The sequence below is a fragment of the Pseudotabrizicola sp. 4114 genome, from assembly GCF_031457365.1.
In the GTDB taxonomy this organism is placed as follows: Bacteria; Pseudomonadota; Alphaproteobacteria; order Rhodobacterales; family Rhodobacteraceae; genus Pseudotabrizicola.
Genome location: NZ_JAVDWP010000003.1, coordinates 506,124 through 532,530, shown reverse-complemented (window position 1 = coordinate 532,530; position 26,407 = coordinate 506,124). Strand labels below are relative to the sequence as shown.

Genomic DNA, 26,407 nt, shown 5'->3' with positions numbered 1-26,407 from the left:
CTCAATCCTCGAACAATTCGCTCTGGCCGGAAGTGGCCTCATCCTCATCATCGTCAGGCTTGCCCATCGACCCCGGCAGCGGCCGGTTGTCCAGCAGGCCCGCCGCCCGCAGTTCCTTGATCCCCGGCAGATCGCGCGCCGATTCCAGACCGAAGTGGTCCAGAAAATGCTCGGTCACCACAAAGGTCACCGGGCGGCCCGGTGTCATCCGTCTGCGGCCAAGGCGGATCCAGTCCAGTTCCATCAGCTGGTCCACCGTGCCGCGTGACACGGCCACGCCACGGATTTCCTCAATCTCGGCCCGTGTCACCGGCTGATGATACGCCACAATGGCCAAGGTTTCGATGGCCGCGCGCGACAGTTTGCGGTTTTCCACCGTTTCCTTGCGCATGAGGTGGCCCAGATCGCCCGCCGTGCGCATCGCATAGGCATCGCCCACCCGCACCAGATGCACCCCGCGCCCCTCATAGCGCTTGCGCAGATAGACCAGCGCTTCGGCCGGGTCACAGCCATGCGGCATCCGGGCCGACAGTTCGGCCACCGTCACCGGCTCGGCACTGGCAAACAGGATCGCCTCGACCATGCGCTCCTGCTCGCCCATCGGCGGCGCCTCGAACAGGCTTTTCTCGATCGGGTCGGTCATGCCGTGCCACGCCGGATCTGGATCGGGGCAAACATCTCGCCCTGCCGCACCTCGACCTGACCGCGCTTGGCCATTTCCAGTATCGCGGCAAAATGCGCAGCGGTTGACGAGCGGCGGCGCATCGGCGTCGCCTCCCAGCCTTCGGGCAGAAAGGTGGTCAGGTCGGCCCAGTCGCCGACATAGCCGATCAGCCCGCGCATTCGCTCCAGCGCCTGCTCCATTGTGAACACATGGTCACGATCCATGACAAACGGGCGGAAGTCATCCTTGGTGCGGATCCGGGCATAGGCGCGCATCAGGTCAAGAAGCGTCGCCTCATAGGTCACGGCGCGGTGGTGGCTGATCGTTTCCGGCACCCCGCGCGCAAAGAAATCGCGCCCCAGCTGGTCGCGCCCCATCAGCCGCGCCGCCGCCTCGCGCATCGCCTGCAAGCGCTCCAGCTGATAGGCCAGATGCGCGGCCAGATCTTCGGCGCTCGGCCCGTCTTCGCCCGGTTCGGGCGGCAGCAGCAGACGCGATTTCAGAAACGCGAGCCAGGCCGCCATCACCAGATAATCGGCCGCAAGCTCGATCCGCAGCGACTGCGCCTTTTGTACAAAGCCTAAGTATTGCTCGGCCAGTTGCAGCACCGAGATCTTGCGCAGATCCACCTTCTGCGTCCGGCTGAGCGTCAAAAGCAGGTCAAGCGGCCCCTCGAATCCGTCGACATCAACGATCAGCGCCTCTGCGGCCATCCGGTCCGCAGGCGCCAGCCGGTCGTCGCCCCAGTCGTCGGCAATGGTGTCAGACATGCGCCTCCCCCGACATCAGGCTCCGAAATTCGGCATCCAAGGCTCCGATGTCAACGGGTTCGGGCGCATGACGGGCGGCAAGTGCACGTTCCGCGCGGTGCCGGATCGCCGGGGTCTGGTCACCGCAAGCCCCGGCCACTGCCAGCATTTCAGCCAGATCGCCCTTGCAATGCAGCGCAATATCACAGCCCGCCGCCATCGACGCCGCCGTGCGTTCGGCCAATGTGCCACGCAGCGCCTGCATGTTCAGATCGTCGGTCATCAGCAGGCCCTGAAACCCGATCTCGTCGCGGATCACCCGGATCATCGCGCCACTCTGGGTGGCGGGCTTGTCGTCATAGGCGGCGTAGATGATATGCGCGGTCATCGCCATCGGCAGATGGTTGAGCGCCTTGAACGGCGCGAAATCCGTCGCCGTCAGCTCTTCGCGTGATGCAGTGACGGTGGGCAGGTCATGATGGGTATCCGCCGTCGCCCGGCCATGACCCGGCAGATGCTTGATCACCGGCAGAACGCCCCCGGCCAGATGGGCATCGGCCACCGCAGCCGACAACTCCGAAACCACAGCCGGATCCGTGCCATAGCAGCGGTTCTTCAGAAACGGATGCGTCTCCGCCCCGGCAATATCGGCACAGGGCGCGCAATTGGCATCGACCCCGACCCCGCGCAATTCATGCGCGATGATCCGGGCGCGCACCCACATGGCCCGGGCCGGATCACGCGCCTGCGCGACCGTATCCAGCGGCGGGGCCCACTCGCGCCAATGGGGCCCGCGCAGCCGCTGCACCCGCCCGCCTTCCTGATCTATCAGCACCGGCGCATCGCGCCCGACCGCCGCGCGCAGATCCGCCGTCAGCCGGCGCAATTGCAGCGGGTCTTCGACATTGCGGGCGAACAGGATAAAGCCGAACGGGTCGGCATCGCGAAAGAACGCGACCTCATCCGCTGTCAGCTCCGGCCCCGCGCAGCCGAAAATCGCGGCAAGCCCGCCGGTCATCTATGCACAACCGGGATACAGGCGGCATTCTCGGCCAGAAGCGCCGCGCAGAACCGGCGCGCGTCATCCTCGCCTTCAAAACCATGCGCCCTCAGCCGGTAAAACGTGCGCCCGCCCGATTGCGCCGATTGCACCACCAGCGATTTGCCGGTCATCAGATCGCCAAAGCGGTCGCGCAGTTTGATCCATTCCGCCCGCGCAATCTCGGGGCTGTCAAACGCGCCCAGCTGCACCAGACGTGTGCCAGCGGTCAGGGTCGTGGGGTCAATCTCTGGCCCGACCGATACTGCCACACTGACTGGCTCTGCCGTTGGTGCGCTTTGCATTCCGGTCTGCGGCCGCGGTCTGGGGCGGACGCTCCCGACCGCCCCCTCCGCAGCAAGACCATCGGCCTCAGGCAGGGCGGCCTCTTCCGGCAGGTCCGCCAGCGGGGCAAGCGGCATGGCATCGCCAAGCGCCTCGGCCAGGGCCATGGCAACCGCATCTTCGGTCACGGCCGGCGCATTGGCCCCGGCTTCTGGCGTCGGGCTCAGCGGGGCGGGCGTTTCAGCTGTCGCAACCGCCAGAGCCGATGCGACAGCGGCCTCAGTCATCGGCGGCTCACCCGCAGACGGCGCAGACGCCGCCGCCTCTGGTATCGGATCAACGGCAGACAGCCCCGGTGCATCTTCGGCGCTCAACTCGACCGGCGCAGGGGCAAGGATGATCTCTTCGGGCAAAGGGGCAGCACCACCGGCAGCAGCCACCACATTTACCGCCATGCCCTGATGATCGGCAATATCGCCGCCGGGATTCGACGGCGCCACCCGCATCGGCCCTTCGGCCGCGCGGATCACTGGCACCCCGGTCACATCGCGCACCGCCAGCCGGTAGCCCCAAAGGCCCATGCCGACAATCAGCGCAACCGAACACGCAGCGCCCGTCAGATGGATCAGCCGTTGCGCCTGTCCGCCCGTCATACGAGGAGGTGCCCCGTAGTCATCATAGTCGATATCCGCCATGCTCTGCCTCGATCAGACGGGTTTGCCCCGCGCTTTTTGCCTGCATCACCGACGGGGCCCTGTTGATCAGCGCATTTCCTCGACCGGCGTCACACCCAGGATACCAAGACCTGAGCAAATGACAACGCCCACGGCCCGCACCAGTGCGATTTTCGCCTGAGATGTGGCGGTATCGTCCTGCAGGAACCGCAAGGACACATCATCATTGCCCCGGTTCCACAACCCATGCAGGTCTGACGCCAGCTCATAGAGGTAGAACGCCACCCGGTGCGGCTCATTCCCGCGCGCGGCAATCTCGACCAGACGCGGCCATTCGGCGATCTTTTTGGCCACCGCGATCTCGGCGGCATGGTCAAGCTTTGACAGATCCGCCGCGGCGAGGGTGGCATCCGACACATCCACCCCGGCCTCACGCGCCTTGCGCAGAATGCTGTTCACCCGCGCATTGGCGTATTGCACATAGAACACCGGGTTGTCTTTCGACTGTTCCAGCACCTTGTCGAAATCGAAATCCAGCGCCACGTCGTTCTTGCGGGTCAGCATGATGAACCGGGTCACATCTGCGCCCGCCATTTCCACCACGTCGCGCAGGGTGACAAAGGTGCCCGCGCGTTTGCTCATCTTGAACGGCTCGCCGTTCTTCCACAGCTTGACCAGCTGGATCAGCTTGATGTCCAGCCCCACCCGGCCGCCCGACAGCGCCGACACCGCCGCTTTCATCCGTTTGACATAGCCGCCGTGATCCGCGCCGAAAATGTCGATCAGCTGATCATAGCCGCGCTGCACCTTGTCGAAGTGATAGGCGATATCGGGTGCGAAATAGGTCCACGACCCATCCGATTTCTGCACCGGGCGGTCCACGTCATCGCCATGCGCGGTGCTGCGGAACAGGGTCTGGATCCGCGGCTCCCAGTCTTCCAGTTCCTTGCCCTTGGGCGCCTCCAGCGCGCCTTCATAGATCAGGTCCATATCCTTGAGCGTCTGAATCGCGGCCTCGATCTTGCCGGTGCCATAAAGCGCCTTTTCCGAGGAATAGAGGTCCATCTCGACGCCAAGCGCCGCCAGATCCTCGCGGATCCGCGCCATCATCATCTGGGTCGCAAACTCGCGCACATCGGCCAGCCAGACCTGCTCACCCTTGTCCAGCAGCGTGTCGCCGTATTTTTCCTTGAGCGCCTCGCCCACCGGAACCAGATAGTCGCCGGGGTACAGCCCTTCGCGGATCTCGGGTTCCAGCCCGTGCGCCTCGCGGTAGCGTTCATAAGCGCTGCGCGCCAGCACATCGACCTGCGCGCCGCCGTCGTTGATATAATATTCCCGCGTCACGTCCCAGCCGGCAAAGGCCAGCAGATTGGCCAGCGCATCGCCGACCACAGCGCCACGCACATGGCCCACATGCATCGGCCCGGTCGGGTTGGCAGAGACAAATTCCACGTTGACCTTTTGGCCCTTGCCCACATCGGCGCGGCCAAAATCGGTGCCCTGAAGCAGCGCCGCTTTGACAAGCGCCTGCCAGACATCTTGCGCAAGGCGCAGGTTCAGAAACCCCGGTCCCGCCACATCGGCAGCGGTGATGCGCGGATCGGCCAGCAGCTTTGCGGCCAGCGCCTCGGCAATGGCGCGCGGCTGCATCCCCGCAGGTTTGGCCAGCACCATCGCGGCATTGGTCGCCATATCGCCATGCGCCGCATCTCGCGGAGGTTCCACCGCAACGCTGGCAAAATCGAGGCCGTCGGGCAAGGTGCCCTCGGCCTGCATTTGGGTCAAAGCATCCAGAACGGTGGCGCGGATATCGGCGAAGAGGTTCATCTGATCAAATCCTGTCTTGTGCCCAAGGGCATGCCAGAGGGCACAAGTCAGGTCAAGTTCAGCCGTTGCTGCGCCAGTCTTCCAGCGCCGGATTGGCGGCATCTGACCGGTCATCGGGGCGTTTCGGGGCCGCATCGGCCCCGGTGGCGACCGCGCCCCCCCCACCTTGTGTGCCCCGATTGCGCAGATGATGCGCCTCGCGTGCGCCGAAATAGGCGGTGATCACCCCGCCGAGCAGCCACCACAGCGCCTCTGGCATCGCATCCAGCCCCTGCATCCGCGCGGCGAAGCCCTCAGGATCAAGCAACGCATAGAGCACCAGTGCCTGCGCGCCAAAGGCCATCAGCGGTCGCGGCAGCCGGTTGATCGCGTCAATCAGCCGGTCATAACCCGACCCGGGCCGCGCAGGCGGCAAGGCCCCCGGTTCCGGCACCGGAATCCGGCTCACCGCCTCGGCCAGACCACGCGCCAGATCGGGCGCAATCGAGCGGGCAATCTCACGCGAGACACCGCCCAGGGCCGGAATCGCCCCCCGGCCCAGACCAAACCCCGACATCAGCCCCATTTTGCAACCCTCCCCTGATGCTGCGCCGCCGTCAGGTGATAGCGCTGTGCGATGAACTCCTCGGCGCGGGTGATCCAGCCGCCCTTGCCGCCATCCTGCCTGCGGGCAAATTTGCGGCTTTGTGGCCGGGCATCGGCCAAGGCGTAGTAATAATTGCGTCGCGCAATGCCGTAGGCATCGGCCAGATGGTTCGGCGCAGCCTCAAACGCCAGCTGCGCCGCGCGGATGGTCTGCGGCCCGATCACCCCGTCGGGCGTGCAGGGAAAGCCCATATCGGTGATCAGACGTTGCAGGATCTTCACCGCATTCGACCCCGCATTGACATACATGTCAAAGACCGAAGGCTGCAAAGCCTCGGGCAGCGCCGCAATGCCGGGGCGCTTGTAATAATGCTCCAGATAAATTTCCACCGCCTGCGAGCGGCTCAGGGCCCGCACATCGGCCACAGTGACCCGCCCGTCGCGGGTCAGATCCAGACCCAGCCGGCGCATTGTGCCGATGGTCACGCCATGGTTGGTGGCCCCGCCCGGATCGTCGCGGTCATTCACATAGCCGCCCTCGCGGGCGACGATTTCTTCGGCCAGTTGTCTTACGCTTGTCATGGACTATCCCCGAGGTGGTGATACTCCCCCCGGTGACAGCCTGCCTTAACGCCGGTTAACGGGCGTCAAACCCGGCGCGCTCAGCTGCCGGACCCGGCATCCTGATACACACCCTGCTCTTTCAGGGCGTCGATCACTTCGGCCGGCATATAGGTTTCGTCATGCTTGGCCAGAATCTCGGTCGCGACAAAGGTATCGCCCTCCATCGACCCGGTGCCGACCATGCCTTGCCCTTCGGTGAACAGATCCGGCAGGATGCCGGTATAGCGCACCGGAATGGTCTCATTGGTATCGGTCACCCGAAAGCTCACCGTCTCGCTTTGGCCGCGAAGGATGCTGCCCTCTTCGACCAGACCACCGATGCGGAACACCTCGCCCTCACGCGGCGGGTCGGTCATCACCTGCGTCGGGCTGCGGAAAAAGTTGATCCCGTCTTTCATGGCATAGCCGATCAGGCCGGTCGACAGCGCAAGAGCAGCAAAGGCCAGCACAATGATCTGCACCCGCCGCTGCTTTTTCAGCCCCTTCATCCCTGCCATGCCCTGCCCTCCGTCACATTTCACGTCTGATGTGGAGCGAATCCCCACCCTTGTCGAGTTGTTCTAACGCCGCAACCCGCAGATGTGATTGATCGAGGACAAACGCCGTCAGAACACCTGATCAGGCCGCTTCAAACGCGATCCGCCGGCGCAGGAACTGGGTGGATTTGGAAGACACCGCCTTGGGGTCGCCCGTGGTCAGGAATTTCGACTCCGTGCCGGTGCCCAGCATCTCGGGCCGCCGGGTCAGATAATCGGCCAGCGACTCCGCCACCAGATTGGCCTGCGAATACACCTTTACGCCCTCGCCAAGCGCGTCCTGAAACACCGCCTCCATCAGCGGGTAATGCGTGCAGCCCAGCACCGCAGCCTCAGGGTGCGGCATCCGGCGCTTTAGCGCCTCGACATGGCTGCGCACCAGCGCCTCGGCCAGAATCTCGTCGCCCTGCTCGATCGCATCGACCACGCCGCCGCAGGGCTGCGCCTCGACATCTACCCCGATGGCGCGGAACGCCAGCTCACGCTGAAACGCCCGGCTCGCCACCGTGGCGGGCGTGGCAAACAGCGCCACGTGCTTGACCGCCACTTCGCGCGGCGGCGAGTTGTCGCCCCATTGCCGTTCGGTCAGCGCCTCGATCATTGGCACGAACACCCCCAGCACCCGCTTGTCCTTTGGCACCCAGGTTTCCTGCATCCGCTTCAGCGCCGCCGCCGAGGCGGTGTTGCAGGCCAGAATGACCAGATCGCAACCCTCGGCCCAAAGCCGCTCGACCGCGGCACAAGTCAGGTTGAAAATGTCATCATGCGTGCGCACACCATAAGGTGCATGGGCATTGTCGCCCAGATAGACCAGCGGCAGATCCGGCAGCCGGCGCGTGATCGCGTCCAGCACCGTCAGCCCGCCGATACCGCTGTCAAAAACCCCAACCGCCATGCCTGCCCCCAACCCTTTGCGCCTGTTGCGGGCGATGGCCCGGTCAGCGCGTTTTGTATTTCGCCTCGAATTCGTGACCCGGAGCATACGACCGGAGCGGGCGCGGTGAAAGATCGTATGTGGCACGGCGCAGAAATTCCATCATCCGCGTCGGATCGGCCCTCAGCGGTGCCAGATCGCTGGCGGGGATCGGCTGGCCGATCACCACCCGCACCGGCTCATCCATCCGGGCGCGGAACTCCTTGATCAGCAGTCCCAGCCGCAGCGTGGAATGGACATGGCTGGCAATCTGGAACAGGCGGGAGTTGTGGCCATCGAAAAACACCGGCACCACGGTGGCATCTGATCTGGCAATCATCTTGGCGGTAAAATTGCGCCAGCCCGGGTCCATCGGGGCGGAGGTGAACGGGCGGGCTGCGGTCGAAACCGTGCCGCCCGGAAACACCCCGATCGCGCCGCCCTGCCCCAGATAGCGCAACGCCTCGGCCCGGGTTTCCAGATTCAGCTTCACTGCCGCCTTGGTCTCGTCAAACGAGATCGGCAGCACCACCCGGTTCAGCGCCTCGGCCCGGCGGAACACCGAATTGGCCAGAATGCGGAAATCACCGCGCACCTGGTCCAGCAGATGGCCCATCATCAGCCCGTCCAGAATGCCAAACGGATGGTTGGCGATCAGCACCAGCGGCCCGGTGGCAGGAATATTGCCCACCGCCCCGCCCACCACATCCAGACTCAACCCGTACCGCTCCGGCACCACGTCCCAGAAGCTGCGGCCACGCGCCACCTCATCCTCATATCCCGCCGCGCGCCGGATCAGCGACCGCCGCCCGGTGGCATTTTCCAGCACCCGGATCAGCACCGCCCCGGCGCGGCTGGATGCTGAAGACGCATATGAAATCTCGCGCGCCACATCGTGCTGCATCGCCACTCCCGTCACCACCCACCGGGCCACTGTGGCCCGATGGCCCGGTGTCCATGCTTCCGGTAACAGCACCATGACAAAGAGGCTCTCTCGTGCGCCACGGCGAAAAGGCAACGCCTCGGGCACTTTTTCTGCCTGTAAAGGATTTACATGCGATTGATTCTCCCTTCATGAGGCCGGCCGTGATAGCGTCTGGCTTTCGCAAAGGGATTGATGATGGACTGGGATAAACTGCGCATTTTTCATGCGGTTGCCGACAAGGGCAGCCTGACACATGCCGGTGACGTGCTGCATCTGTCGCAATCCGCCGTCAGCCGCCAGATCCGCGCGCTGGAGGAAAGCCTGTCTGTCACCCTGTTTCACCGCCACGCGCGCGGCCTGATCCTGACCGAACAGGGCGAGCTGTTGTTCGATGCCACCCAAGCCATGGCCAAACGGCTGGAGGCGACCGCCGCCCGCATCCGCGATTCCGAGGATGAGGTGTTTGGCGAATTGCGCGTCACCACCACCACCGGGTTCGGCACGCTCTGGCTCGCGCCGCGTCTGGCCAATCTGTACAAGAAATACCCCAGCCTGAAAATCGACCTGATGCTGGAAGAGCGGGTGCTGGATCTGCCCATGCGTGAGGCTGATGTCGCCATCCGCATGAAAGAGCCGTCGCAGGCCGATCTGATCCGCAAGCGCCTGATGAACATCAGAATGCGGCTTTATGCGTCGCCGGAATACCTTGCCGAACAGGGTACCCCCGCCACGATGGAAGATTTCACCCAGCACCGGTTGATCGCCCAGCATGCCGGTGTGCCACAGGTGGCCGCAGGGGCGTCGCTGGTGCAAGAGCTGATGGCGCATGACATCCCCTCCACCCTGACGGTGAACAACTACTTCGGCGTGCTGCAAGGCGTGCTGAACCATCTGGGGATCGGCGTTCTGCCGCATTACATCACCGCCGATTTCCCGCATCTGGTCCGGGTTCTGCCCGAAACCGAAAGCGCGGAAGTGCCGGTTTTCCTCGCCTACCCCGAAGAGCTGCGCCACTCCAAGCGGGTCGCCGCCTTCCGCGAATTCGTCACCGAAGAGATCTTTGCCTATCGCAAACGTCAGCAGATGGATGGGCTTGGGGAATGACCGCCGGGCGCAGCCATGCGCCCAGCACATAGCGGACATGCTGCAAAAGCAGCATGTTCAGCCTTGCCCCGAATCAAACGCATGCCTAAATCCACCCATGAAGCGGGCGGTTGAGTGATTGCTCTCGAACGCTTCATACCTCCCTGTTGGACTTAGGCCGAGCTTTATGCTCGGCCTTTTTTTTGCTTATCCGGGTTTTGCTGCCAAGTTCATCGCTTGCCGCCCCAGACGCCCGCTTCCTTTGCACAAAAAAGATCCGCCGCTGATCAGACGGGTCTGACGGCTGGTCGGGGTTTGGTTCCGTCCGATTTTACGGGTCCGCAAGAATCCGCCCCCGAAACGAGCCAAACCGGCAAGGTTCCACCGGGTTCTCGGCCCGCAGGTCAGACACGCATTGGAGCGGAAACCCAAATCAATCTGCCGGGTTGTCCTCGCATGGCTTTTGGCCAATCAACCAAAGCAAGGAATCTGAAGATGAACACTCTGAAAACCCTTCTCGTCAGCACCGCTCTTGGCGTTTTTCTGGCCAGCCCAACGCTGGCGCAAGTGACCAGCGATACCACGGAAATCACGGCGCAGGTCGGCGTGATGGCCGTTCCCGCCGGGACCAGCAATCTGGGCACAGGTGCCGGTCAGTCGATCACCCCTGTCTCCGAGGCCTATGTCGGCAATCAGGTCACGTCGTCTGACGGAACCGTGCTCGGCACCGTATCCAGTGCCGCATCGCAAGAAGATGGCACGACGCTGATTCTGGTCGAGCTGGATCAGGCGGTCGGTGCGCCCACCGAATTCATGCAGATCATGCTGGCTGCGGGTCAGGAATCCACCGGTTCGGTCGCGCTGATCTGGCCATGGGCCGAGATTCTGGCCTCGCTGGAGAATCAGAATGAGACCGGTGCCGACAACTGATCGGTTCCTCTGATCAATGATCGTATGCTGATTGAAGATCTGGCCCCGGCAGTTTGCCGGGGCCTTGACGCATCCTACCTTGCAGCAGACGCTGAAAATTGCCCCGCCCGCCTGCCGGCACTGCAAGTTGTTTCACCTTGGCCACCCGGCTTTTCAATGCCACTGTGCAACAGCTGGCGCGGCAAAGTCATTGGAAGTTCTCTTATGTTCAACTGGATCAGATCATCGCGGCCAAAGGCCCCAACCGGCCCCGCCGATATCATCCAGACCATTGAAGCGCGCTTTCCGATGCCGCCGGGCGAAATCAGCCGTCTGGACGCGCGGCGCTGGATTCTCAATTATGTGCCCCACGGCGGAACCGGCATCGAGATCGGCGTGTTCCGCGGCCATTTCAGCAGCCTGATCTGCGACGTGGTCCGGCCGCGCAAACTCTATCTGGTCGATCCCTGGACCAGACTTGGCGAAACCTTTGGCTGGGGCAAGGCCTATACCAATTTTGACACCCTCACGACCGAGGCCGCAAAGACCGAAGCCGCCGCCCGCGTCGCCCAGTTCCCCGACATACAAAGCGTGATCATCGAAGACACATTTCCCGCCTGCTCCGCACAGATCATCGAGCCGCTGGATTTTGCCTATCTGGATGCCAGCCACAAATACAGACCGACCCTGAACGAGCTTGTGCATCTCAAGGACATGATGGCGCCGGGCGGTGTGATTCTGGGCGATGACTGGGCCCCTGATCCGCAAAATCAGCATCATGGCGTGTTTCTTGCGGTGCAGGAGTTCACGCGCAACAGCGACTGGCAGATCGTGGCCGCCGGTCCGGGCGCGCAATGGGCCCTCAGCCGCCGCTCTGCCACCCCGTCCTGACGCAGATTTTGCAGGCAAAGCGGCAGAGTTCCACGCTCTGCTCTTTCTATCCTTCCGGTCATGCCCTATGACGCGGCGCAGTTGCTGTGAGGAAGCTGACATGACCGAACCCGCGATCACCCCCGAGCTTGTTTCAAAACACGGGATCAAGCCCGACGAATACGCGCGGATCCTCGAGATCATCGGCCGCGAGCCGAATTTCACCGAGCTGGGCATTTTCAGCGCGATGTGGAACGAGCATTGCTCCTACAAGTCGTCCAAGAAATGGCTGCGCACCCTGCCCACCACCGGCCCGCAGGTCATCTGCGGCCCCGGCGAGAATGCCGGCGTGGTCGATATCGGCGACGGGCAAGCGGTCATCTTCAAGATGGAAAGCCACAACCACCCCAGCTATATCGAACCGCATCAGGGCGCTGCCACCGGCGTTGGCGGCATTCTGCGCGACGTGTTCACCATGGGTGCCAGGCCCATTGCCGCGATGAATGCGCTGTCGTTCGGCCTGCCCTCGCACCCGAAAACCGCGCATCTGGTCAAGGGCGTGGTCGAAGGTGTGGGCAGCTATGGCAACGCCTTTGGCGTGCCGACCGTCGGCGGCGAAGTGCGGTTCCACAAATCCTACAACGGCAACTGTCTGGTCAACGCTTTTGCGGCGGGCCTCGCCGATGCCGACAAGATCTTCTACTCCGTCGCCTCCGGCGTCGGCATGCCGGTGGTCTACCTGGGCGCCAAAACCGGGCGCGATGGCGTCGGCGGCGCGACCATGGCAAGCGCGGAATTCGATGACACCATCGAAGAAAAGCGCCCCACGGTTCAGGTCGGCGACCCCTTCACCGAAAAGCGCCTGCTGGAGGCGTGCCTTGAGCTGATGCAATCGGGTGCGGTCATCTCGATTCAGGATATGGGGGCTGCCGGCCTGACCTGTTCTGCCGTGGAAATGGGCGACAAGGGCGGTCTGGGCATCAAGCTGCAACTGGCCGATGTGCCACAGCGTGAAACCAACATGACCGCTTATGAGATGATGCTGTCCGAGAGCCAGGAGCGTATGCTGATGGTTCTGAAACCGGAACTGGAAGATGTCGCCCGCGCGATTTTCGTCAAATGGGATCTGGATTTTGCCATCGTCGGCGAAACCATCCCCGAAGACCGCTTCCTGATCCTGCATGGCAATAATGTCAAAGCCGATCTGCCGCTGTCGAAACTGTCCTCCACCGCACCCGAATACGACCGGCCATGGATCGAGACCCCGGCAGCAGCCCCCTTGGGCGACATTCCCGCCATCACCCCGCTGGACGCGCTGACCGCCCTGATCTCCGCCCCCTCCTACGCCCACAAGGCCTGGGTGTGGGAGCAATATGACTCACAGGTCGGTGCCGACACCCTGATCACCCCCGGCCTGCCCGCCGGTGTGGTGCGGGTGCATGGCACCACCAAGGCACTTGCCTTCACCTCCGATGTGACCCCGCGCTATGTCAAAGCCAACCCGTTCGAGGGCGGCAAACAGGCCGTGGCCGAGGCGTACCGCAACCTGACCGCAATGGGGGCGCTTCCGCTCGCCACCACTGATAACCTGAACTTCGGCAATCCGGAAAAGCCGGAAATCATGGGTCAGCTGGTCGGCGCGATCAAGGGCATCGGTGAAGCGGTCGCAGCGCTGGATATGCCGATCGTCTCGGGCAACGTCTCGCTTTACAATGAAACCGACGGCTCGGGCATCCTGCCCACGCCCACCATCGGCGCGGTCGGCATTCTGCCGACGCTGGATCACCTGATCCACGGCCAGCCGCAGACCGGCGATCTGGCAGTGCTGATCGGTGGCATCGGCAGCCATCTGGGCCAGTCCGCCCTGCTGGCCGAAGCCTTTGGCATCGAGGCGGGCGATGCGCCCCCGGTTGACCTTACGGCGGAAAAGCGCAACGGCGAATTCATCCGCGCCCAAGGCAAGATCCTGCGCTGCTGCACCGATCTGTCCGATGGCGGTCTGGCACTGGCCGCGTTCGAGATGGCCGAAGCCGCAGGTCTGGGCATCGACCTCGAATCCGGCGACATCGGCGCGCTGTTCGGCGAAGATCAGGCCCGCTATCTGGTCGCCATCGACCCAAAGGCTCTGCATGGCCTGACCGGTGCCGCCCATCGTGCCGGGGTGCCCGCCCATGTGGTGGGTCGCTTTGGCGGCGATACCGTCACGCTGGGCGGGCACTCTGCCCCGCTCAAAACCCTGAGCCACACCTATCGCACCGCGTTTGAAGCCGCCCTTGCCCCGGGATCGGTCGCATAAAGCGTCAAAGCTTTCTTGCAGCCGACGCCGCCGCACCCTAGATTTGGGACAAGACCACGACAGGAGCCGCCCATGCCCATCGACGCCCGCGACATCGAAACTCTGATCCGCGCCAGCTTTCCGCAGGCCAGGATCACGGTTCAGGGGGATGACGGCCAGCACTTTTCCGCCGAAGTGGTGGACGAGTCGTTTCGCGGCCTGAACCGTGTGCAGCAACAACGCGCGGTCTATGCCGCGCTCAAAGGCAAGATGGATGGCTCGCAGGGCGAATTGCACGCTTTGGCGCTGACCACCCGCGCCCCGGAATAATCAAAGGAACACGCAGATGAGCGCTCAAGACCAGATCAGGGACACTGTCGAAAAGAACGATGTGGTGCTGTTCATGAAGGGCACCAAGATGATGCCGCAATGCGGGTTTTCCAGCCGCGTTGCGGGCGTGCTCAATTACATGGGCGTCGAATTTGCCGATGTGAACGTGCTCGCCGATGCCGAGATCCGTCAGGGCATCAAGGATTTCTCCGACTGGCCCACCATCCCGCAGCTTTACGTCAAAGGCGAATTCGTCGGCGGTTGCGACATCGTCACCGAGATGACCCTGTCGGGCGAGTTGGATGCCTTGTTCGAGGCCAAGGGCGTGACCTATGACAAAGACGCCGCCGAAAAGATCCGAGAAGCCAACGCGTCTTAAGGCATCACGCGAAGTATCCAGTACATCGCATTGAAAAGGCCCGCGAAATCTCGCGGGCCTTTTTGCACTACATCTGTGCCGTGCAGCTGAGCAACGGCGTTTCCTGCCCGCCTTCGCGCCAATAGATCGTCGCCGCATCGCCCTTGGACCACAGCACATATCCGGCCCCGTCCGATGGCCAGGCGTAGCGCGCCCCCGAGGCCGCAACTTCCTGATACAGCAGGATCTGCCGCCCCTCGATCTGGATCACCACCAGCGCATCCTCGGGTCCGGTGACAAAGGTGGCAGGCACCTCCACCCCGCGGTCGCAGGCATAGCGCAGGTTCTGCACCGCCAGCACGTCCGCGCTGGCCTGTGCGGCCATACCAAAGCCCGCAACGGCGATCAGACCAAGCGCCAGACCCCGCATCATCCCTGCGCCCGCTCTTCAACCCGGTCGGCCAAAGCCTCGGCCCGCGCCGCGATTTCTGCCATGGTTTCAAACACCTGCGGCGGGATCACCGGCACTTCGACCTTTTCCGGCGCCGGCACTGGCCGCGCCTGCAGCGCTGCCAGCTTTTCCTTCAGCTGGCGGTTCTCATCCTCGACCGCTGCCGTCTTGTCGGCCAGCATCAGCCCCGACATCAACAGCATCCGCGCCTCTGGCAGACGCCCCATCTGCTGCACCAGCGGTTCGGCTTCGGCATCCAGCAGGGCCGCAGCGGCGCGCAGAAAATGCTCCTCCCCGGGCTGGCAGGCGACCTGAAAATCGCGCCCGCCGATCGAGACTGTTACATCAGGCATCCTGTGCCACCTCCTCTTTGGGTCCGGCCAGCGGATCGAGCGCTGCAATCAGCTCATCCAGTTCGGCGGCCTCGGCAGCGCGCAGCGCGCGCAGCGCCTCCAGCTCGGTCAGCATCGCCTTGTTGATCAGATGCGGCTCCACCCGGCCCTCGGCCTGCGCCTCGGTCATCAGCCGCACCTGCTCGCGCAAGGACACCACGGTTTTCTTCAACCGCTGCATCTCCAGCCCCTGCACATCCAGCAGTTTGCTCAGCCGGTCCACTTCGGCCTCCAGCGCCTGCTTGCCGGTGCCCTGATCGCGCAGGGCCCGCAGACGCTCGTTCAGCTGGGCGACCAGCATCCGCTCTTCGTCCAGCGCCTCGTTCAGGCGCGCAATCTCGGCCTCGGCCACGCCATCGGCCAGCGTGGCAACCGGGCTGCCCGCCAAAACCGGCTCCGGCTCCGGCTGCACGGCAGACAGCGCCTCAACCCCGTTTCCGATGCGCATCAGCGCCGCGGTGATCCGGCGCTCCAGTTCGGCAATGTTGTCCATGCCCCCTCTTTCCCGGATACTCCGGTCTTTATTCCTTTGGTCTGCCCATAAGTGCGAATCGCACAAGGACAGGTCAAGCCCGATCTTAACGCAAAGCGCGGGCAAGGAACGCCCCATATCGTCAACAGCTTGGCCGCTGTGCTTGATCTTGCCGTCCGGGGTGGTAAGGAACCCTGAACCCGCACCGATCCAAGTATGAGGAGCCCGGCCTTGGACATCCAGACCCTGCGCGACCGCCACCCCGATCATTGGATGCGCGCCACCGCCATCCGTGCCCTGACGCTGGATGCAGTCGCCGCTGCCAACTCCGGTCACTCCGGCATGCCGATGGGCATGGCCGATGTGGCCACCGTGCTGTTCGCCAACCACCTGAAATTTGACGCAAGCGCCCCGCGCTGGCCCGACCGTGACCGCTTCATCCTGTCGGCGGGCCATGGCTCGATGCTGCTCTACTCGCTGATGTACCTGACCGGCTATGCCGACATGACGCTGGAGCAGATCAAGAACTTCCGCCAATGGGGTGCGATCACCGCAGGCCACCCGGAATACGGCCATGTGTCGGCGGCAGAGACCACCACCGGCCCGCTGGGTCAGGGCATTTCCAACGCCGTCGGCTTTGCCATGGCCGAAGAATCCCTGCGCGCCCGCTGGGGGGCAAAGGTGCAGGACCATCACACCTATGTCATCGCTGGTGACGGTTGCCTGATGGAAGGCGTGTCACAAGAGGCGATCGGTCTGGCCGGGCGGCTCAAGCTCTCGCGGCTGATCGTGCTTTGGGATGACAATGGCATCACCATCGACGGCAAGGTGTCGCTGTCGGATGTGACCGATCAGAAGGCCCGTTTTGCCGCCTCCGGCTGGGATGTATTCTCCTGTGACGGCCACGACCCCGAAGACATTGACCGCGCCCTGACCGCCGCCAAGGCCTCGTCCGGCCCGGCGATGATCGCCTGCAAGACCCACATCGCTATCGGCCATGCGGCACAAGACACCTCCAAGGGCCATGGCGCCCTGACCGACAAGGCACAGATGCAGGCCGCCAAAGATGGCTACGGCTGGACCAGCGGCGCATTCGAGGTGCCTGCCGACGTGAAGTCCTGGTGGGAAACCGTTGGCGCCAAAGGCAAATCCGCCCGCGCCGACTGGGAAACCCGTCTGGCCGCGCTGTCGCCTGCCAAACAAGCCGAATTCGCCCGCATCTTCGCCGGGGACGCGCCGAACAAGCTGTCGGCCACCATCCGCGCCGTGAAAAAGCAGGCGGTCGAGGATCTGCCGAAACTCGCCACCCGCGCCGCATCCGAAAAGGTGCTGTCCGCAGTCAACCCGGTGATGACCGAGACCATCGGCGGATCGGCCGACCTGACCGGCTCGAACAACACCAAGACCGCCGATATGGGCGTGTTCTCGGCCGACGACCGCAAGGGCCGCTACGTCTATTACGGCATCCGCGAGCATGGCATGGCCTCGGCAATGAACGGTCTGGCGCTGCACGGCGGCGTGCGCGCCTATGGCGGCACCTTCATGTGCTTTACCGATTACGCCCGTCCTGCGATGCGTCTGTCGGCGCTGATGGGGGTGCCGGTGGTTTATGTCATGACCCACGATTCCATCGGTCTGGGCGAGGATGGCCCGACCCACCAGCCGGTCGAGCATCTGGCGATTTCCCGCGCCACGCCCAACACCTATGTGATCCGCCCCGCCGATCTGGTGGAAACGGCCGAGGCGTGGGAAGTTGCGCTGACGACCAAGACCACGCCCACCGTGCTGGCCCTGTCGCGGCAGAACCTGCCTGCAGTCCGCAAGACCCACAGCAACCAGAACCTCGTCGCCAAAGGCGCTTACGTGCTGGCCGAGGCCACCACCAAGCGTCAGGTCATCCTGATGGCCACCGGGTCAGAGGTTGAAATCGCCCTGAAAGCCCGCGATCTGCTGGAAGCCGAAGGCATCGGCACCCGCGTGGTGTCCATGCCGTGCTGGGAGCTGTTCGCCGAGCAGGACGCCAGCTATCGCCGCAAGGTGCTGCCACCGGGCGCGGTCCGCATCGCCATCGAGGCAGGCACCCGCTTTGGCTGGGATACCTGGCTGTTCGGCGAAGGCGGCAAGCGCGACAAGGCCGATTTCGTCGGCATGACGGGCTTTGGCGCCTCGGCTCCGGCCGACCGGCTTTATGCTGAATTTGGCATCACCGCCGAAGCGGCGGTCGCCAAGGCCAAAGCGCTGCTCTGACGCTTGGAATGACTGATGCGAAAGGCCCGTGCGGAAGCGCGGGCCTTTTTGCATCGTCGCGGGGCCAGCCCCGCGTCGCTTCCCCCATCGGGGTGTTTAAACCGGGGTCAGTCTTGCTGAGATGGCTCACAGCACGGCAAACTCTCCCGCGTCGCGGGCAAACCCGCCTCCAGCCCGGCGAGGATCGGGCAATCGGGCCGCGCATCGCCGGCGCAGGCCCCGACCAGATGGCTCAGCGTTGCCTCCATCGCGCGCAGTTCCGCAATCTTTTCCGCGATCCGCGCCAGATGGGCATTGGCCACCGCTTTCACATCTGCCGAAGCGCGGCTGTGATCTTCATACAGCGCCAGCAGGGTGCGGCAATCCTCGATGGAAAAACCAAGCGAGCGGGCGCGTGACAGAAAGGTCAGTTTGTGCAGATCGCTATCGCGGAAGCTCCGGTAGCCATTGGCCGACCGTAACGGCCGGATCAGCCCGATCTCCTCATAGTAGCGGATGGTTTTGGCCGGCAGTCCCGACCGTTCTGCCACATCCTTGATGTTCATGTCCTGATCCCCCGGAACGCCCGCAACCGCAACGCGTTGCTTAGTACAAACACCGATGACAGCGCCATCGCCCCCGCCGCCAGCATCGGCGACAGCCCCGGCCCGCCAAACGGCACCAGGGCCCCCGCCGCCACCGGGATCAGCGCCGCATTATAGCCGAACGCCCAGAGCAGATTTTGCCGGATGTTGCGCAAGGTTGCGCGCCCGATGCCAATGGCATCCACCACTGCCAACGGATCGCCACGCATCAGCACCACATCGCCCGCCTCTATCGCAATATCGGTGCCGGTGCCCATGGCAATCCCCACCCCCGCCGCCGCAAGCGCGGGCGCATCGTTGATGCCGTCGCCGACAAAGGCCAGATCCGGCCCCGCCGCCCGGATCGCCTCCAGCTTGCCCTCGGGCAGCACCCCGGCCTGCACCGCATCAATCCCAAGCGAAGCCCCGATCGCCCGCGCTGCCGCTGGTGTGTCGCCGGAAATCATCCGCACCCGCAGGCCAAGGCTCTGCAGCGCCACCACCGCCTGCGCCGCATGGGGTTTGACGGTATCAGCGACAGTGATCAGCCCAGTCACGACGCCATCCACCGCCACGAACAGCACCGACTGACCCTGCCCCGCCGCCTTGTCCGCCGCTGCGGTCAGATCCTGCGGCACCGTGTCAAACATCCGCGCCGCCCCCACGCTGACGCTTTGCCCCGCCACCTGCGCCGTGGCGCCAAACCCGGGGCGCGCGGCAAAGCCCGTGGCCCCCGGCACCGCAAGCCCCAGCCGCACCGCCTCGGCCAGCACCGCCTGCGCCAGCGGGTGCTCAGACGCAGCCTCGACCGCCGCCGCCAGCACCAGCGTCTCTGCAGCACCCAGCACCTGCACCACAACCGGCCGCCCTTCGGTCAGCGTGCCGGTCTTGTCAAACGCCACCTCGGTCACCGACGCCAGCCGCTGCATCGCCTCACCCCGACGGAACAGCACGCCCAGTTCGGCCGCACGGCCCGTTCCCACAAGGATGGATACCGGAGTCGCCAGCCCCATCGCACAGGGGCAGGCGATGATCAGCACCGCCACCGCCGCCGCAACCGCTTGCGCCAAGCCCGGCCCAAAGACCAGCCACAGCGCAAAGGTCAGCACAGACACGCCCATCACCACCGGCACAAACCACAGCGTCACCCGGTCGACCAGCGCCTGCACCGGCAGCTTGCCGCCCTGCGCCTCGGCCACCATCGTGGTGATCCGCGCCAGGACCGTGCCCGCGCCGACCTGCGCCACCCGCACCCGCAACGCCCCGGTGCCGTTCACCGTGCCCCCCGTGACCGTGTCTCCCGTCCCTTTGGTCACCGGCAAAGGCTCGCCGGTCAGCATCGCCTCATCCACCGATGAGGCGCCGTCCAGCACCACGCCATCCACCGCCACCCGCTCCCCGGGGCGGATCTGCACCACCATGCCGGGGGCAAGATCCGCCACCGGACGGGCCGTCACCACGCCATCCACTTCCACCCAAGCCGTTTTGGGCTGCAATCCGACCAGCCGCGCAATCGCCGCCCCCGCCTGCCCGCGCGCCCGCGCCTCCAGCGCACGGCCCAGCAGGATCAGCGTCACGATCACCGCCGCCGCCTCGAAATACACCGCGCGTGACGCTTCGGGCACCAGCCCCGGCGCGAACAGCACCACCGTTGACCAGCCCCAGGCCGCCAAGGTACCGACCGCCACCAAGGAGTTCATATCCGGCCCGCCACGCAGCAGCGCCGGTATGCCCTTGGCCAGAAACCGTCGGCCCGGAAACGCCAGCACCAGCGTCACCAGCACGAACTGCATCAGCCACAGTGGCCCCATGCCAACCGTCGCGTGCAGCCAATGGTGAAAGGCCGGCACCAGATGCCCGCCCATCTCGGTCACGAACACCGGCAGCGTCAGCGCGCCCGCGAAAGCGGCATCGCGCCACAAGGCGCGGGTTTCCCCTTCAGGGGTCACAGGTTTCGCTTCCGACAGCGGCACGGTTACATACCCCGCCCGCGTCACTGCTGCGGCAAGCGCCTGCGCGTCACCGTCCCCGGTCAGTTGCACCTGCGCCTGTCGCAGCGCCAGATTGGCGCTCGCCCCGATCACCCCCGGTTGGGCCCGCAGCACCCGCTCCACCCGCCCGGTGCAGGCGGCGCAGGTCATCCCTTCCACCGCCAGCGTGATCTCGGTCACACGGGGCGGATAGCCCGCTGCGGTCAACGCGTCGGCCACTTGCGGCAGCGTTGCGGGCGCGGCCAGCTGCATCTCTGCCGTCTCGGTTGACAGGTTTACGCTTACCTCTGTCACCCCCGGCAGCGCCTTCAGCACCCTCTCAGCCCGCCCCACACAAGAGGCGCAGCTCATCCCCTCCAGTCGCAGTTGCAGGGGGCGGTGTCCGGGCAGACCCGTGGGCAAAGTGGTCATGATGCTCTCCTTTGCAGCAGCATATAAGGCTTCCAGTCATGGGAAGGTCAAGCCCTGCCCCCGGATTCATTTCCCCTTGACCTTCCCGCTACCGGAAGCCCCACATAGGTGAAAATGGAGATGATGATGACCCTGCTATCCGTGCCCGACATGTCCTGCGGCCATTGCAAAGCCTCGGTCGAGGCCGCCCTGACCCCGCTTGCCGAAACCGTAACGGTTGACCTGCCCGGCCGCCGCGTCAGCGTCGAAGGCGGCGAGGATCAACAATTGCTCAAGGCGCTTGATGCCATCGGCTTCCCGGCTCAGATCATTCCGGGCTGACCATCAGCGCGCTTTTGCCACGGGATGCACAATTCGGAAACGTGATCGCTTCGTCTGTTGCGGGTTGTCCACAGCCAGCATAAAGCGTCGCCGCACTGTCATGTTTTCGTCTTGTTGCGGCCCCAAGCCGTGCCAATGCTGAAGACACGGCAGGCAAATGGTCAGATGGAGCAGAAAATGACCCCGCAACAGAATTCCACGCCTCAGCAAGGCGGCCAACAGCAGCAAGGCGGCAAACCCGCACCCCAGCAGCAGAGTGGCGCGCCAGTGTTCAAGGATTGGGCGTCGATCTGAAGAACATATAAAGAACAGGCTTGAACAAGACGGGGTCAGCGGTCACGCTGGCCCCGTTGTGATTCTGCGGGTGGTCCATGTCTGCCGATACCTCTGATCCGGTCTCTTCCATCCCCAACCTCGGCCCCGCGTCAGAGGCGGCATTTGCCCGCGCCGGTATTCATTCTGCCACCGAACTGCGTGAGATCGGCGCGGATGAAGCCTATCGCCGCCTGCTCTTGTCCGGCAGCGCGCCGCATTTCATCGGCTATTATGTGCTGGTGATGGGCCTTCAGGGCCGCCCGTGGAACGATTGCAAAGGTGCCGAGAAAATCGCCCTGCGCAAACGCTTTGACGCGATCAAAGCCAGCCTGACCGGCACAAAGGAAAAGGGCCGCTCCGATCTGGAGGCGGCCCTTCAGTTTTTTGGCGTGGTAGAGCGGCGCTAGCCGCCCCCCGGTTGGCGTCAGCCAACCAGTTCAAGACCCCGCTTGACCTCAACCAACCAGTTCAAGACCCGAGAAGAAGAATGCGATTTCGCGGGCTGCCGACTCGGCGCTGTCCGACCCGTGAACCGAGTTTTCGCCTTTGGACAAAGCGAAATCCTTGCGGATGGTGCCGTCATCGGCTTGTGCCGGATCGGTGGCACCCATCACTTCGCGGTTTTTGGCAATGGCGCCTTCGCCTTCCAGAACCTGCACGACAACCGGCTCGGACGCCATGAACTCACACAGCTCACCGTAGAACCCGCGCTCGGAATGCTCGGCGTAGAACGCGCCGGCCTGAGCCGCCGACAGGTGAATGCGCTTGGATGCGACAACGCGCAGGCCAGCTTCTTCGAACTTGGCAACGATCTTGCCGGTCAGATTGCGCTTGGTCGCGTCGGGTTTGATGATGGAAAGCGTGCGTTCGATGGCCATTTCGGCGTCTCCTGTAACGGGTCAAGGCCCCAGCCCTGCGCCCTTGCGTGAATTGCGGCGCGTCCCTAGCATGGGGCGCGGATGATGAAAAGCCCGCGACGGTCCGGGGACAGTCGGGGTTACTTCTTGTCCATATGCTTGCGCAGACGGCTTGGCGTATGGAATTTGCGATCCTTGAACGGATTGTCATTCGCCTGGCTGCGGAAGAACAGTCGGATCGGCGTGCCGGGCATGTCAAAATGCTCGCGCAAGCCATTGACCAGATAGCGTTTATAGCTTTCCGCCAATTCATCGGGCCGCGAACATTTGATCACGAACCCCGGCGGGCGCGTTTTCACCTGCGTCATGTAACGCAGCTTGATCCGGTGGCCGCCCGGGGCCGGTGGCGGATGCGCCTCGGTCATCGCGCCCAGCCAGGTGTTCAGCCGGTTGGTCGTGATGCGCTTGTTCCAGGTGTCATGCGCGCGGCGGATGGCGTCGTGCAGCCGGTCAAGGCCCCGGCCGGTCTTGGCCGAGACGGTCACCAGCGGAGCTCCGCGCAGCTGCGGCAGCAGGCGGTCGAACATCTCTTTCAGCTCGGCCAGCTTGTCCTGCTTTTCGTCTTCCAGATCCCATTTGTTGACCGCGATCACCACAGCCCGGCCTTCAGACTCTGCATAATCTGCGATCCGCAAGTCCTGGGATTCAAACGGGATTTCGACATCCAGCAGCACTACGACCACCTCGGCAAAGCGCACGGCGCGCAAACCGTCAGCGACCGAGAGTTTCTCAAGCTTTTCCGTGACTTTCGCGCGCTTTCTCATGCCCGCGGTGTCGAAGATACGAATGGGCGTGCCCAACCAGTCCGACTTGACCGAAATCGCGTCGCGGGTGATCCCGGCCTCTGGCCCGGTCAGCAGGCGATCTTCGCCGATGATCTTGTTGATCAGCGTGGATTTTCCGGCATTGGGCCGCCCGATCACCGCAATCTGCAGCGGCTTCTTGATCGTGGGCCGGTGCGCGAATTCATCGGCCTCGACCTCGGCATCCTCTTCGGAAATATCGACATCGACCAGCGGGCTGTTCTCGGCCTCACGCTCGGCAAATTCGCCTTCCAGCGGCTTGAGAAGACGATACAAATCATCCATCCCCTCGCCATGTTCGGCGGAAATCCGCAGCGGCTCGCCCAGACCCAGCGACCAGGCCTCCAGCGCGCCATCTTCCCCGGCGCGGCCTTCGGCCTTGTTCACGCCCAGAATAACCCGCGCGGCCTTTTTGCGTAGGATCTCGGCAAACACCTCGTCCGTCGGGTTCACGCCGACGCGCCCATCAATCAGGAACAGACAGACATCGGCCATGTCGACGGCGCGTTCGGTCAGACGCCGCATCCGGCCTTGCAGAGAGTCATCGGTGACCTCCTCCAGCCCGGCGGTGTCGATCACGGTAAAGCGCAGGTCGAACAGCTTGGCGTCGCCCTCGCGCAGATCGCGGGTGACGCCCGGCTGGTCGTCGACCAAAGCCAGCTTGCGCCCGACAAGGCGGTTGAAAAGCGTTGACTTGCCCACATTCGGGCGGCCCACGATGGCGAGGGTAAAGCTCATGTCTTATACAGGTCCGGGTTCATTCAAGCCGAACCCCATACAGGGCTTTGGCCCTAACGGAAAGCGTGAAGTTGCCCGTTGGTGCTGACGACATAGAGCGCGCCGCCCGCAAGCGCCGGTGCTGCCGCCGCCCCGCCGGGAATTTCCGCCGTGCCGACCAGCGTGCCATCGGTCGCGCTGAACTGCCGCAACAGCCCGTCACCCGAGACAACCACAATGCGCCCACCGGCCAGAACCGGGCCATAATGCGCGGTGATCGCCTTTTGCCGTTTGGGCTTTTCATTCTCGAAATACGGCATGTCGGCCATCCAGATGACCGCGCCGGTGGCCGCATCCAGCCGCACCAGACGCGCCTCGTCGTTCACGACAAACACCGATCCGCCCACCACCAGCGGCGGGTTCATCGCGCCCTCTACCGCCGTCCAGATCCGGTCGCCGGTGCCGGCGTTGATTGCCGCCGTCCGGCCCGCTGCGGTGCCCGCGTAAATCGTGCTGCCCACGATCACCGGGTCGCCGGTCACATCGACCAGCCCCTGATAACCGCGCCCCGGGCGTTGCCCGGTCACCGGCGCGCCCCAGACCCGCACGCCATTCAGGCGCAGGGCCGAGACCAGCTCGCCACTGGGGAACGGGAAAATCACGTTGCGGTCGGTCACAGCCGGGGCCGAAGACCCGGTGACGGCGAGCGTATTGGGCAGGCCCGGCACGGTCCATTGCACCTTGCCGTTGCGGGCATCCACCGCCCAACCCGCGCCATCGCGGGTGGCCACATAGACCGTGCCGCCATCATAAGCCGGTGCGCCCGAAACCGGGCTTGCCAGCCGCTGCCGCCAGACCACAGCGCCGGTGCTGGCCTGCAAGGCCACCAACTCACCATAGCCGGTCGCGACAAAAACCATGCCGCCACCCAGCGCCACACCGCCGCCCGACACCTCGCCACCGCGATCAAATTGCGGGGTCAGTTCGGTCTGCCACAGCGTCGCGCCATTGGTTGCGGTCGCCACCACGCGGGCGCGGCTGTCCAGCGTCACAATCCGGCCATCGGCCACCACAGGGGCGGCGGAAATCCGGTTCATCCGGCTGGATCCGGTGCCGATACTCGCGCTCCACACCCGCGCCGGGGCTGCCGACAACCGCCCGTGCGGCGAGGCGTGGCGGGCAGAGCCGCCGCGATGGCTCCACTCGGCATTGGCCGAGGGGGCGGGCAAGGAAATTGGCACGCTTTGATTGGCCGGACGCGAGGATGGGGCCACCGGGGCAGGCTGCCCGGCGACCGGGATCGAGGCATCCAGATCGGCGCGCACCGGAAAGCGCTCTCCGGTCAGAATCACCTCGCGTTCACACGCAGACAGCAGCATGACAGCGGCAACTGCCGACAGTCCCAGATTGCGCTTCTGTTTCACCACCTGCTCCACTCCCCCGGCGTTATGCCTGCCGTACCGGTTCACCCGGCGTCACTTGCGGGGGCGGCATCGCCCCCAAGCGCCACAATCATCTGTCCCGCCCGGCCACGCAAGCCCGCCGGGGCCTGCTGATCCTGCGTCAGCGCGCGCAGCGCGGCAATCGCATCTTCGGTGCGGCCCTCTTCGACCAGCAGATAGGCCAACTGCTCCAGCGCCAGCGGGCGGAACGGCCGCCCCGCTGCCGCCACCGGGTCCAGAGCTGCGCGGCGTTCCGCCAGCGGCAGATCGGCCCCGGCCAGGATCACCCGGCGCAGCACGGCCAGATCACGGTAGCTTTGCGGCTGCGATGTATCTGCGGCCAGTTGTTCCAGCGCGGCCAGCGAGCCCGCGCGGTCCTCGACCGGGTCAGAGGCCAGCAGCAGCGCCAGCACCGCCCTTTGCGCACCATCTGCCGGAACAGCGGCCAAAGCCTCGCGCCGCGCGTCAGCGCCGCCCAGATCCAGCGCGTCCAATAGGGTATCGCCAAAGGCCTGCGCCTGTGACGCATTGCGCGCCTTTGACCATTCGGTCCAAGCGGTACCTGCGACAACGGCCACAACGATCAATGCGGGAATCCAGCCGTACTTGCGGAAATAAGAATACAACCGGTCGCGGCGCACCTCTTCGGTGACTTCCTGGATGAAACTATCGGGATTGCTCACGTCACTTTGGCTTTCAAAAGGGCGCTTCAGAAC

28 protein-coding genes are annotated in these 26,407 nt (G+C 64.4%); 9 read left to right on the top strand and 19 right to left on the bottom strand.

What is annotated here, in order from left to right:
* Nucleotide 1: 1 nt before the first annotated feature.
* The 10 genes from scpB to J2X53_RS10005 all read right to left on the bottom strand — a co-directional run bounded on the left by scpB (nt 2) and on the right by J2X53_RS10005 (nt 8,803).
* Nucleotides 2–643: an SMC-Scp complex subunit ScpB gene (gene scpB, locus J2X53_RS10050; protein WP_349037339.1), complete on the bottom strand. Its 642-nt coding sequence runs from the start codon at nt 641–643 to the stop codon at nt 2–4.
* The gene (locus J2X53_RS10045; RefSeq protein WP_349037338.1) at nt 640–1,434 is read right to left on the bottom strand and encodes a ScpA family protein; all 795 of its coding nucleotides are present in this window, start codon (nt 1,432–1,434) and stop codon (nt 640–642) included. Before J2X53_RS10045 ends, scpB begins: the two co-directional genes overlap by 4 nt.
* Nucleotides 1,427–2,431 (bottom strand): glycoside hydrolase family 3 protein, encoded by a 1,005-nt coding sequence (locus J2X53_RS10040; RefSeq protein ID WP_349037337.1) that lies wholly within the window; start codon nt 2,429–2,431, stop codon nt 1,427–1,429. Before J2X53_RS10040 ends, J2X53_RS10045 begins: the two co-directional genes overlap by 8 nt.
* Nucleotides 2,428–3,432: an SPOR domain-containing protein gene (locus J2X53_RS10035; protein ID WP_349037336.1), complete on the bottom strand. Its 1,005-nt coding sequence runs from the start codon at nt 3,430–3,432 to the stop codon at nt 2,428–2,430. The genes J2X53_RS10040 and J2X53_RS10035 overlap by 4 nt, the downstream gene beginning before the upstream one ends.
* 66 nt (nt 3,433–3,498) lie before the next feature.
* Nucleotides 3,499–5,241, bottom strand: a complete 1,743-nt coding sequence (argS, locus tag J2X53_RS10030; protein ID WP_349037335.1) for an arginine--tRNA ligase — start codon at nt 5,239–5,241, stop codon at nt 3,499–3,501.
* Between the two features lie 58 nt (nt 5,242–5,299).
* The gene (locus J2X53_RS10025) at nt 5,300–5,806 is read right to left on the bottom strand and encodes a 3TM-type holin (protein WP_349037334.1); all 507 of its coding nucleotides are present in this window, start codon (nt 5,804–5,806) and stop codon (nt 5,300–5,302) included.
* Nucleotides 5,797–6,408 carry a holin-associated N-acetylmuramidase gene (locus J2X53_RS10020; RefSeq protein ID WP_349037333.1) on the bottom strand — a complete coding sequence of 204 codons (612 nt, stop codon included), beginning with the start codon at nt 6,406–6,408 and terminating at the stop codon, nt 5,797–5,799. Before J2X53_RS10020 ends, J2X53_RS10025 begins: the two co-directional genes overlap by 10 nt.
* An 80-nt stretch (nt 6,409–6,488) precedes the next feature.
* Nucleotides 6,489–6,938 (bottom strand): cytochrome c maturation protein CcmE, encoded by a 450-nt coding sequence (ccmE, locus tag J2X53_RS10015; RefSeq protein WP_349037385.1) that lies wholly within the window; start codon nt 6,936–6,938, stop codon nt 6,489–6,491.
* A gap of 130 nt (nt 6,939–7,068) precedes the next feature.
* Nucleotides 7,069–7,881 (bottom strand): glutamate racemase, encoded by an 813-nt coding sequence (murI, locus tag J2X53_RS10010; protein ID WP_349037332.1) that lies wholly within the window; start codon nt 7,879–7,881, stop codon nt 7,069–7,071.
* A 43-nt stretch (nt 7,882–7,924) separates the two neighbouring features.
* A complete protein-coding gene (locus tag J2X53_RS10005; protein WP_349037384.1) occupies nt 7,925–8,803 on the bottom strand; it encodes a lysophospholipid acyltransferase family protein in 879 nt (292 codons plus the stop codon).
* Between the two features lie 216 nt (nt 8,804–9,019).
* Between J2X53_RS10005 and J2X53_RS10000 the strand changes: the two genes are divergently transcribed.
* From J2X53_RS10000 to grxD, 6 genes are all read left to right on the top strand, one after another.
* A complete protein-coding gene (locus J2X53_RS10000; protein ID WP_349037331.1) occupies nt 9,020–9,928 on the top strand; it encodes a LysR family transcriptional regulator in 909 nt (302 codons plus the stop codon).
* A gap of 474 nt (nt 9,929–10,402) precedes the next feature.
* Nucleotides 10,403–10,837 (top strand): hypothetical protein, encoded by a 435-nt coding sequence (locus J2X53_RS09995; RefSeq protein ID WP_349037330.1) that lies wholly within the window; start codon nt 10,403–10,405, stop codon nt 10,835–10,837.
* A 204-nt stretch (nt 10,838–11,041) separates the two neighbouring features.
* Nucleotides 11,042–11,707: a class I SAM-dependent methyltransferase gene (locus tag J2X53_RS09990; protein WP_349037329.1), complete on the top strand. Its 666-nt coding sequence runs from the start codon at nt 11,042–11,044 to the stop codon at nt 11,705–11,707.
* Nucleotides 11,708–11,807: 100 nt separating this feature from the next.
* Nucleotides 11,808–13,982, top strand: a complete 2,175-nt coding sequence (gene purL / locus J2X53_RS09985; protein WP_349037328.1) for a phosphoribosylformylglycinamidine synthase subunit PurL — start codon at nt 11,808–11,810, stop codon at nt 13,980–13,982.
* A gap of 72 nt (nt 13,983–14,054) precedes the next feature.
* Nucleotides 14,055–14,291 carry a BolA/IbaG family iron-sulfur metabolism protein gene (locus J2X53_RS09980; protein WP_103333389.1) on the top strand — a complete coding sequence of 79 codons (237 nt, stop codon included), beginning with the start codon at nt 14,055–14,057 and terminating at the stop codon, nt 14,289–14,291.
* Between the two features lie 16 nt (nt 14,292–14,307).
* Nucleotides 14,308–14,670, top strand: a complete 363-nt coding sequence (gene grxD / locus J2X53_RS09975) for a Grx4 family monothiol glutaredoxin (protein ID WP_349037327.1) — start codon at nt 14,308–14,310, stop codon at nt 14,668–14,670.
* 67 nt (nt 14,671–14,737) lie between these two features.
* Here grxD and J2X53_RS09970 read toward each other — a convergent pair whose 3' ends face one another.
* The 3 genes from J2X53_RS09970 to J2X53_RS09960 are packed head-to-tail and all read right to left on the bottom strand — an operon-like array spanning nt 14,738 to nt 15,985.
* Entirely contained in the window at nt 14,738–15,082 is a 345-nt protein-coding gene (locus J2X53_RS09970; protein WP_349037326.1) for an MliC family protein, read from the bottom strand.
* Nucleotides 15,079–15,453, bottom strand: a complete 375-nt coding sequence (locus J2X53_RS09965) for a cell division protein ZapA (protein WP_349037325.1) — start codon at nt 15,451–15,453, stop codon at nt 15,079–15,081. Before J2X53_RS09965 ends, J2X53_RS09970 begins: the two co-directional genes overlap by 4 nt.
* Nucleotides 15,446–15,985 (bottom strand): hypothetical protein, encoded by a 540-nt coding sequence (locus tag J2X53_RS09960; protein WP_349037324.1) that lies wholly within the window; start codon nt 15,983–15,985, stop codon nt 15,446–15,448. The genes J2X53_RS09965 and J2X53_RS09960 overlap by 8 nt, the downstream gene beginning before the upstream one ends.
* Before the next feature lie 210 nt (nt 15,986–16,195).
* Between J2X53_RS09960 and tkt the strand changes: the two genes are divergently transcribed.
* A complete protein-coding gene (gene tkt / locus J2X53_RS09955) occupies nt 16,196–18,211 on the top strand; it encodes a transketolase (RefSeq protein ID WP_349037323.1) in 2,016 nt (671 codons plus the stop codon).
* Between the two features lie 107 nt (nt 18,212–18,318).
* Here tkt and cueR read toward each other — a convergent pair whose 3' ends face one another.
* Together cueR and J2X53_RS09945 are read right to left on the bottom strand one after the other, a co-directional pair.
* Complete coding sequence (gene cueR, locus J2X53_RS09950; protein ID WP_349037322.1) at nt 18,319–18,756, bottom strand: Cu(I)-responsive transcriptional regulator; 438 nt, start codon at nt 18,754–18,756, stop codon at nt 18,319–18,321.
* Nucleotides 18,753–21,176: a heavy metal translocating P-type ATPase gene (locus tag J2X53_RS09945; RefSeq protein ID WP_349037321.1), complete on the bottom strand. Its 2,424-nt coding sequence runs from the start codon at nt 21,174–21,176 to the stop codon at nt 18,753–18,755. Before J2X53_RS09945 ends, cueR begins: the two co-directional genes overlap by 4 nt.
* 126 nt (nt 21,177–21,302) lie before the next feature.
* On the opposite strand from J2X53_RS09945, the gene J2X53_RS09940 reads away from it, so the two are divergent.
* Nucleotides 21,303–21,497 carry a heavy-metal-associated domain-containing protein gene (locus J2X53_RS09940; RefSeq protein ID WP_349037320.1) on the top strand — a complete coding sequence of 65 codons (195 nt, stop codon included), beginning with the start codon at nt 21,303–21,305 and terminating at the stop codon, nt 21,495–21,497.
* A 371-nt stretch (nt 21,498–21,868) separates the two neighbouring features.
* The gene (locus J2X53_RS09935; RefSeq protein ID WP_349037319.1) at nt 21,869–22,219 is read left to right on the top strand and encodes a TfoX/Sxy family protein; all 351 of its coding nucleotides are present in this window, start codon (nt 21,869–21,871) and stop codon (nt 22,217–22,219) included.
* Nucleotides 22,220–22,267: 48 nt separating this feature from the next.
* Here the strand turns inward: J2X53_RS09935 and ndk are convergent, their stop codons facing one another.
* The 4 genes from ndk to J2X53_RS09915 all read right to left on the bottom strand — a co-directional run bounded on the left by ndk (nt 22,268) and on the right by J2X53_RS09915 (nt 26,374).
* On the bottom strand, nt 22,268–22,690 hold the full coding sequence (ndk, locus tag J2X53_RS09930; protein WP_349037318.1) for a nucleoside-diphosphate kinase: 423 nt from the start codon (nt 22,688–22,690) through the stop codon (nt 22,268–22,270).
* A 119-nt stretch (nt 22,691–22,809) separates the two neighbouring features.
* On the bottom strand, nt 22,810–24,270 hold the full coding sequence (gene der, locus J2X53_RS09925; protein ID WP_349037317.1) for a ribosome biogenesis GTPase Der: 1,461 nt from the start codon (nt 24,268–24,270) through the stop codon (nt 22,810–22,812).
* A 53-nt stretch (nt 24,271–24,323) separates the two neighbouring features.
* Nucleotides 24,324–25,673: a PQQ-binding-like beta-propeller repeat protein gene (locus J2X53_RS09920; RefSeq protein WP_349037316.1), complete on the bottom strand. Its 1,350-nt coding sequence runs from the start codon at nt 25,671–25,673 to the stop codon at nt 24,324–24,326.
* Nucleotides 25,674–25,714: 41 nt separating this feature from the next.
* The gene (locus J2X53_RS09915) at nt 25,715–26,374 is read right to left on the bottom strand and encodes a hypothetical protein (RefSeq protein ID WP_349037315.1); all 660 of its coding nucleotides are present in this window, start codon (nt 26,372–26,374) and stop codon (nt 25,715–25,717) included.
* Nucleotides 26,375–26,407 lie beyond the last annotated feature (33 nt).

Coding starts and splice junctions, on each gene's coding strand:
- ccmE (WP_349037385.1), bottom strand. CDS start 6,938: ATGAAGGGGCTGAAAAAGCAGCGGCGGGTGCAGATCATTGTGCTGGCC.
- J2X53_RS09990 (WP_349037329.1), top strand. CDS start 11,042: ATGTTCAACTGGATCAGATCATCGCGGCCAAAGGCCCCAACCGGCCCC.
- J2X53_RS09995 (WP_349037330.1), top strand. CDS start 10,403: ATGAACACTCTGAAAACCCTTCTCGTCAGCACCGCTCTTGGCGTTTTT.
- J2X53_RS09980 (WP_103333389.1), top strand. CDS start 14,055: ATGCCCATCGACGCCCGCGACATCGAAACTCTGATCCGCGCCAGCTTT.
- ndk (WP_349037318.1), bottom strand. CDS start 22,690: ATGGCCATCGAACGCACGCTTTCCATCATCAAACCCGACGCGACCAAG.
- J2X53_RS10045 (WP_349037338.1), bottom strand. CDS start 1,434: ATGTCTGACACCATTGCCGACGACTGGGGCGACGACCGGCTGGCGCCT.
- J2X53_RS10025 (WP_349037334.1), bottom strand. CDS start 5,806: ATGGGGCTGATGTCGGGGTTTGGTCTGGGCCGGGGGGCGATTCCGGCC.
- purL (WP_349037328.1), top strand. CDS start 11,808: ATGACCGAACCCGCGATCACCCCCGAGCTTGTTTCAAAACACGGGATC.
- scpB (WP_349037339.1), bottom strand. CDS start 643: ATGACCGACCCGATCGAGAAAAGCCTGTTCGAGGCGCCGCCGATGGGC.
- J2X53_RS09960 (WP_349037324.1), bottom strand. CDS start 15,985: ATGGACAACATTGCCGAACTGGAGCGCCGGATCACCGCGGCGCTGATG.
- J2X53_RS10020 (WP_349037333.1), bottom strand. CDS start 6,408: ATGACAAGCGTAAGACAACTGGCCGAAGAAATCGTCGCCCGCGAGGGC.
- J2X53_RS09945 (WP_349037321.1), bottom strand. CDS start 21,176: ATGACCACTTTGCCCACGGGTCTGCCCGGACACCGCCCCCTGCAACTG.
- der (WP_349037317.1), bottom strand. CDS start 24,270: ATGAGCTTTACCCTCGCCATCGTGGGCCGCCCGAATGTGGGCAAGTCA.
- J2X53_RS10000 (WP_349037331.1), top strand. CDS start 9,020: ATGGACTGGGATAAACTGCGCATTTTTCATGCGGTTGCCGACAAGGGC.
- J2X53_RS10035 (WP_349037336.1), bottom strand. CDS start 3,432: ATGGCGGATATCGACTATGATGACTACGGGGCACCTCCTCGTATGACG.
- J2X53_RS09970 (WP_349037326.1), bottom strand. CDS start 15,082: ATGATGCGGGGTCTGGCGCTTGGTCTGATCGCCGTTGCGGGCTTTGGT.
- J2X53_RS09965 (WP_349037325.1), bottom strand. CDS start 15,453: ATGCCTGATGTAACAGTCTCGATCGGCGGGCGCGATTTTCAGGTCGCC.
- J2X53_RS09940 (WP_349037320.1), top strand. CDS start 21,303: ATGACCCTGCTATCCGTGCCCGACATGTCCTGCGGCCATTGCAAAGCC.
- J2X53_RS09935 (WP_349037319.1), top strand. CDS start 21,869: ATGTCTGCCGATACCTCTGATCCGGTCTCTTCCATCCCCAACCTCGGC.
- J2X53_RS10040 (WP_349037337.1), bottom strand. CDS start 2,431: ATGACCGGCGGGCTTGCCGCGATTTTCGGCTGCGCGGGGCCGGAGCTG.
- cueR (WP_349037322.1), bottom strand. CDS start 18,756: ATGAACATCAAGGATGTGGCAGAACGGTCGGGACTGCCGGCCAAAACC.
- murI (WP_349037332.1), bottom strand. CDS start 7,881: ATGGCGGTTGGGGTTTTTGACAGCGGTATCGGCGGGCTGACGGTGCTG.
- J2X53_RS10005 (WP_349037384.1), bottom strand. CDS start 8,803: ATGCAGCACGATGTGGCGCGCGAGATTTCATATGCGTCTTCAGCATCC.
- argS (WP_349037335.1), bottom strand. CDS start 5,241: ATGAACCTCTTCGCCGATATCCGCGCCACCGTTCTGGATGCTTTGACC.
- grxD (WP_349037327.1), top strand. CDS start 14,308: ATGAGCGCTCAAGACCAGATCAGGGACACTGTCGAAAAGAACGATGTG.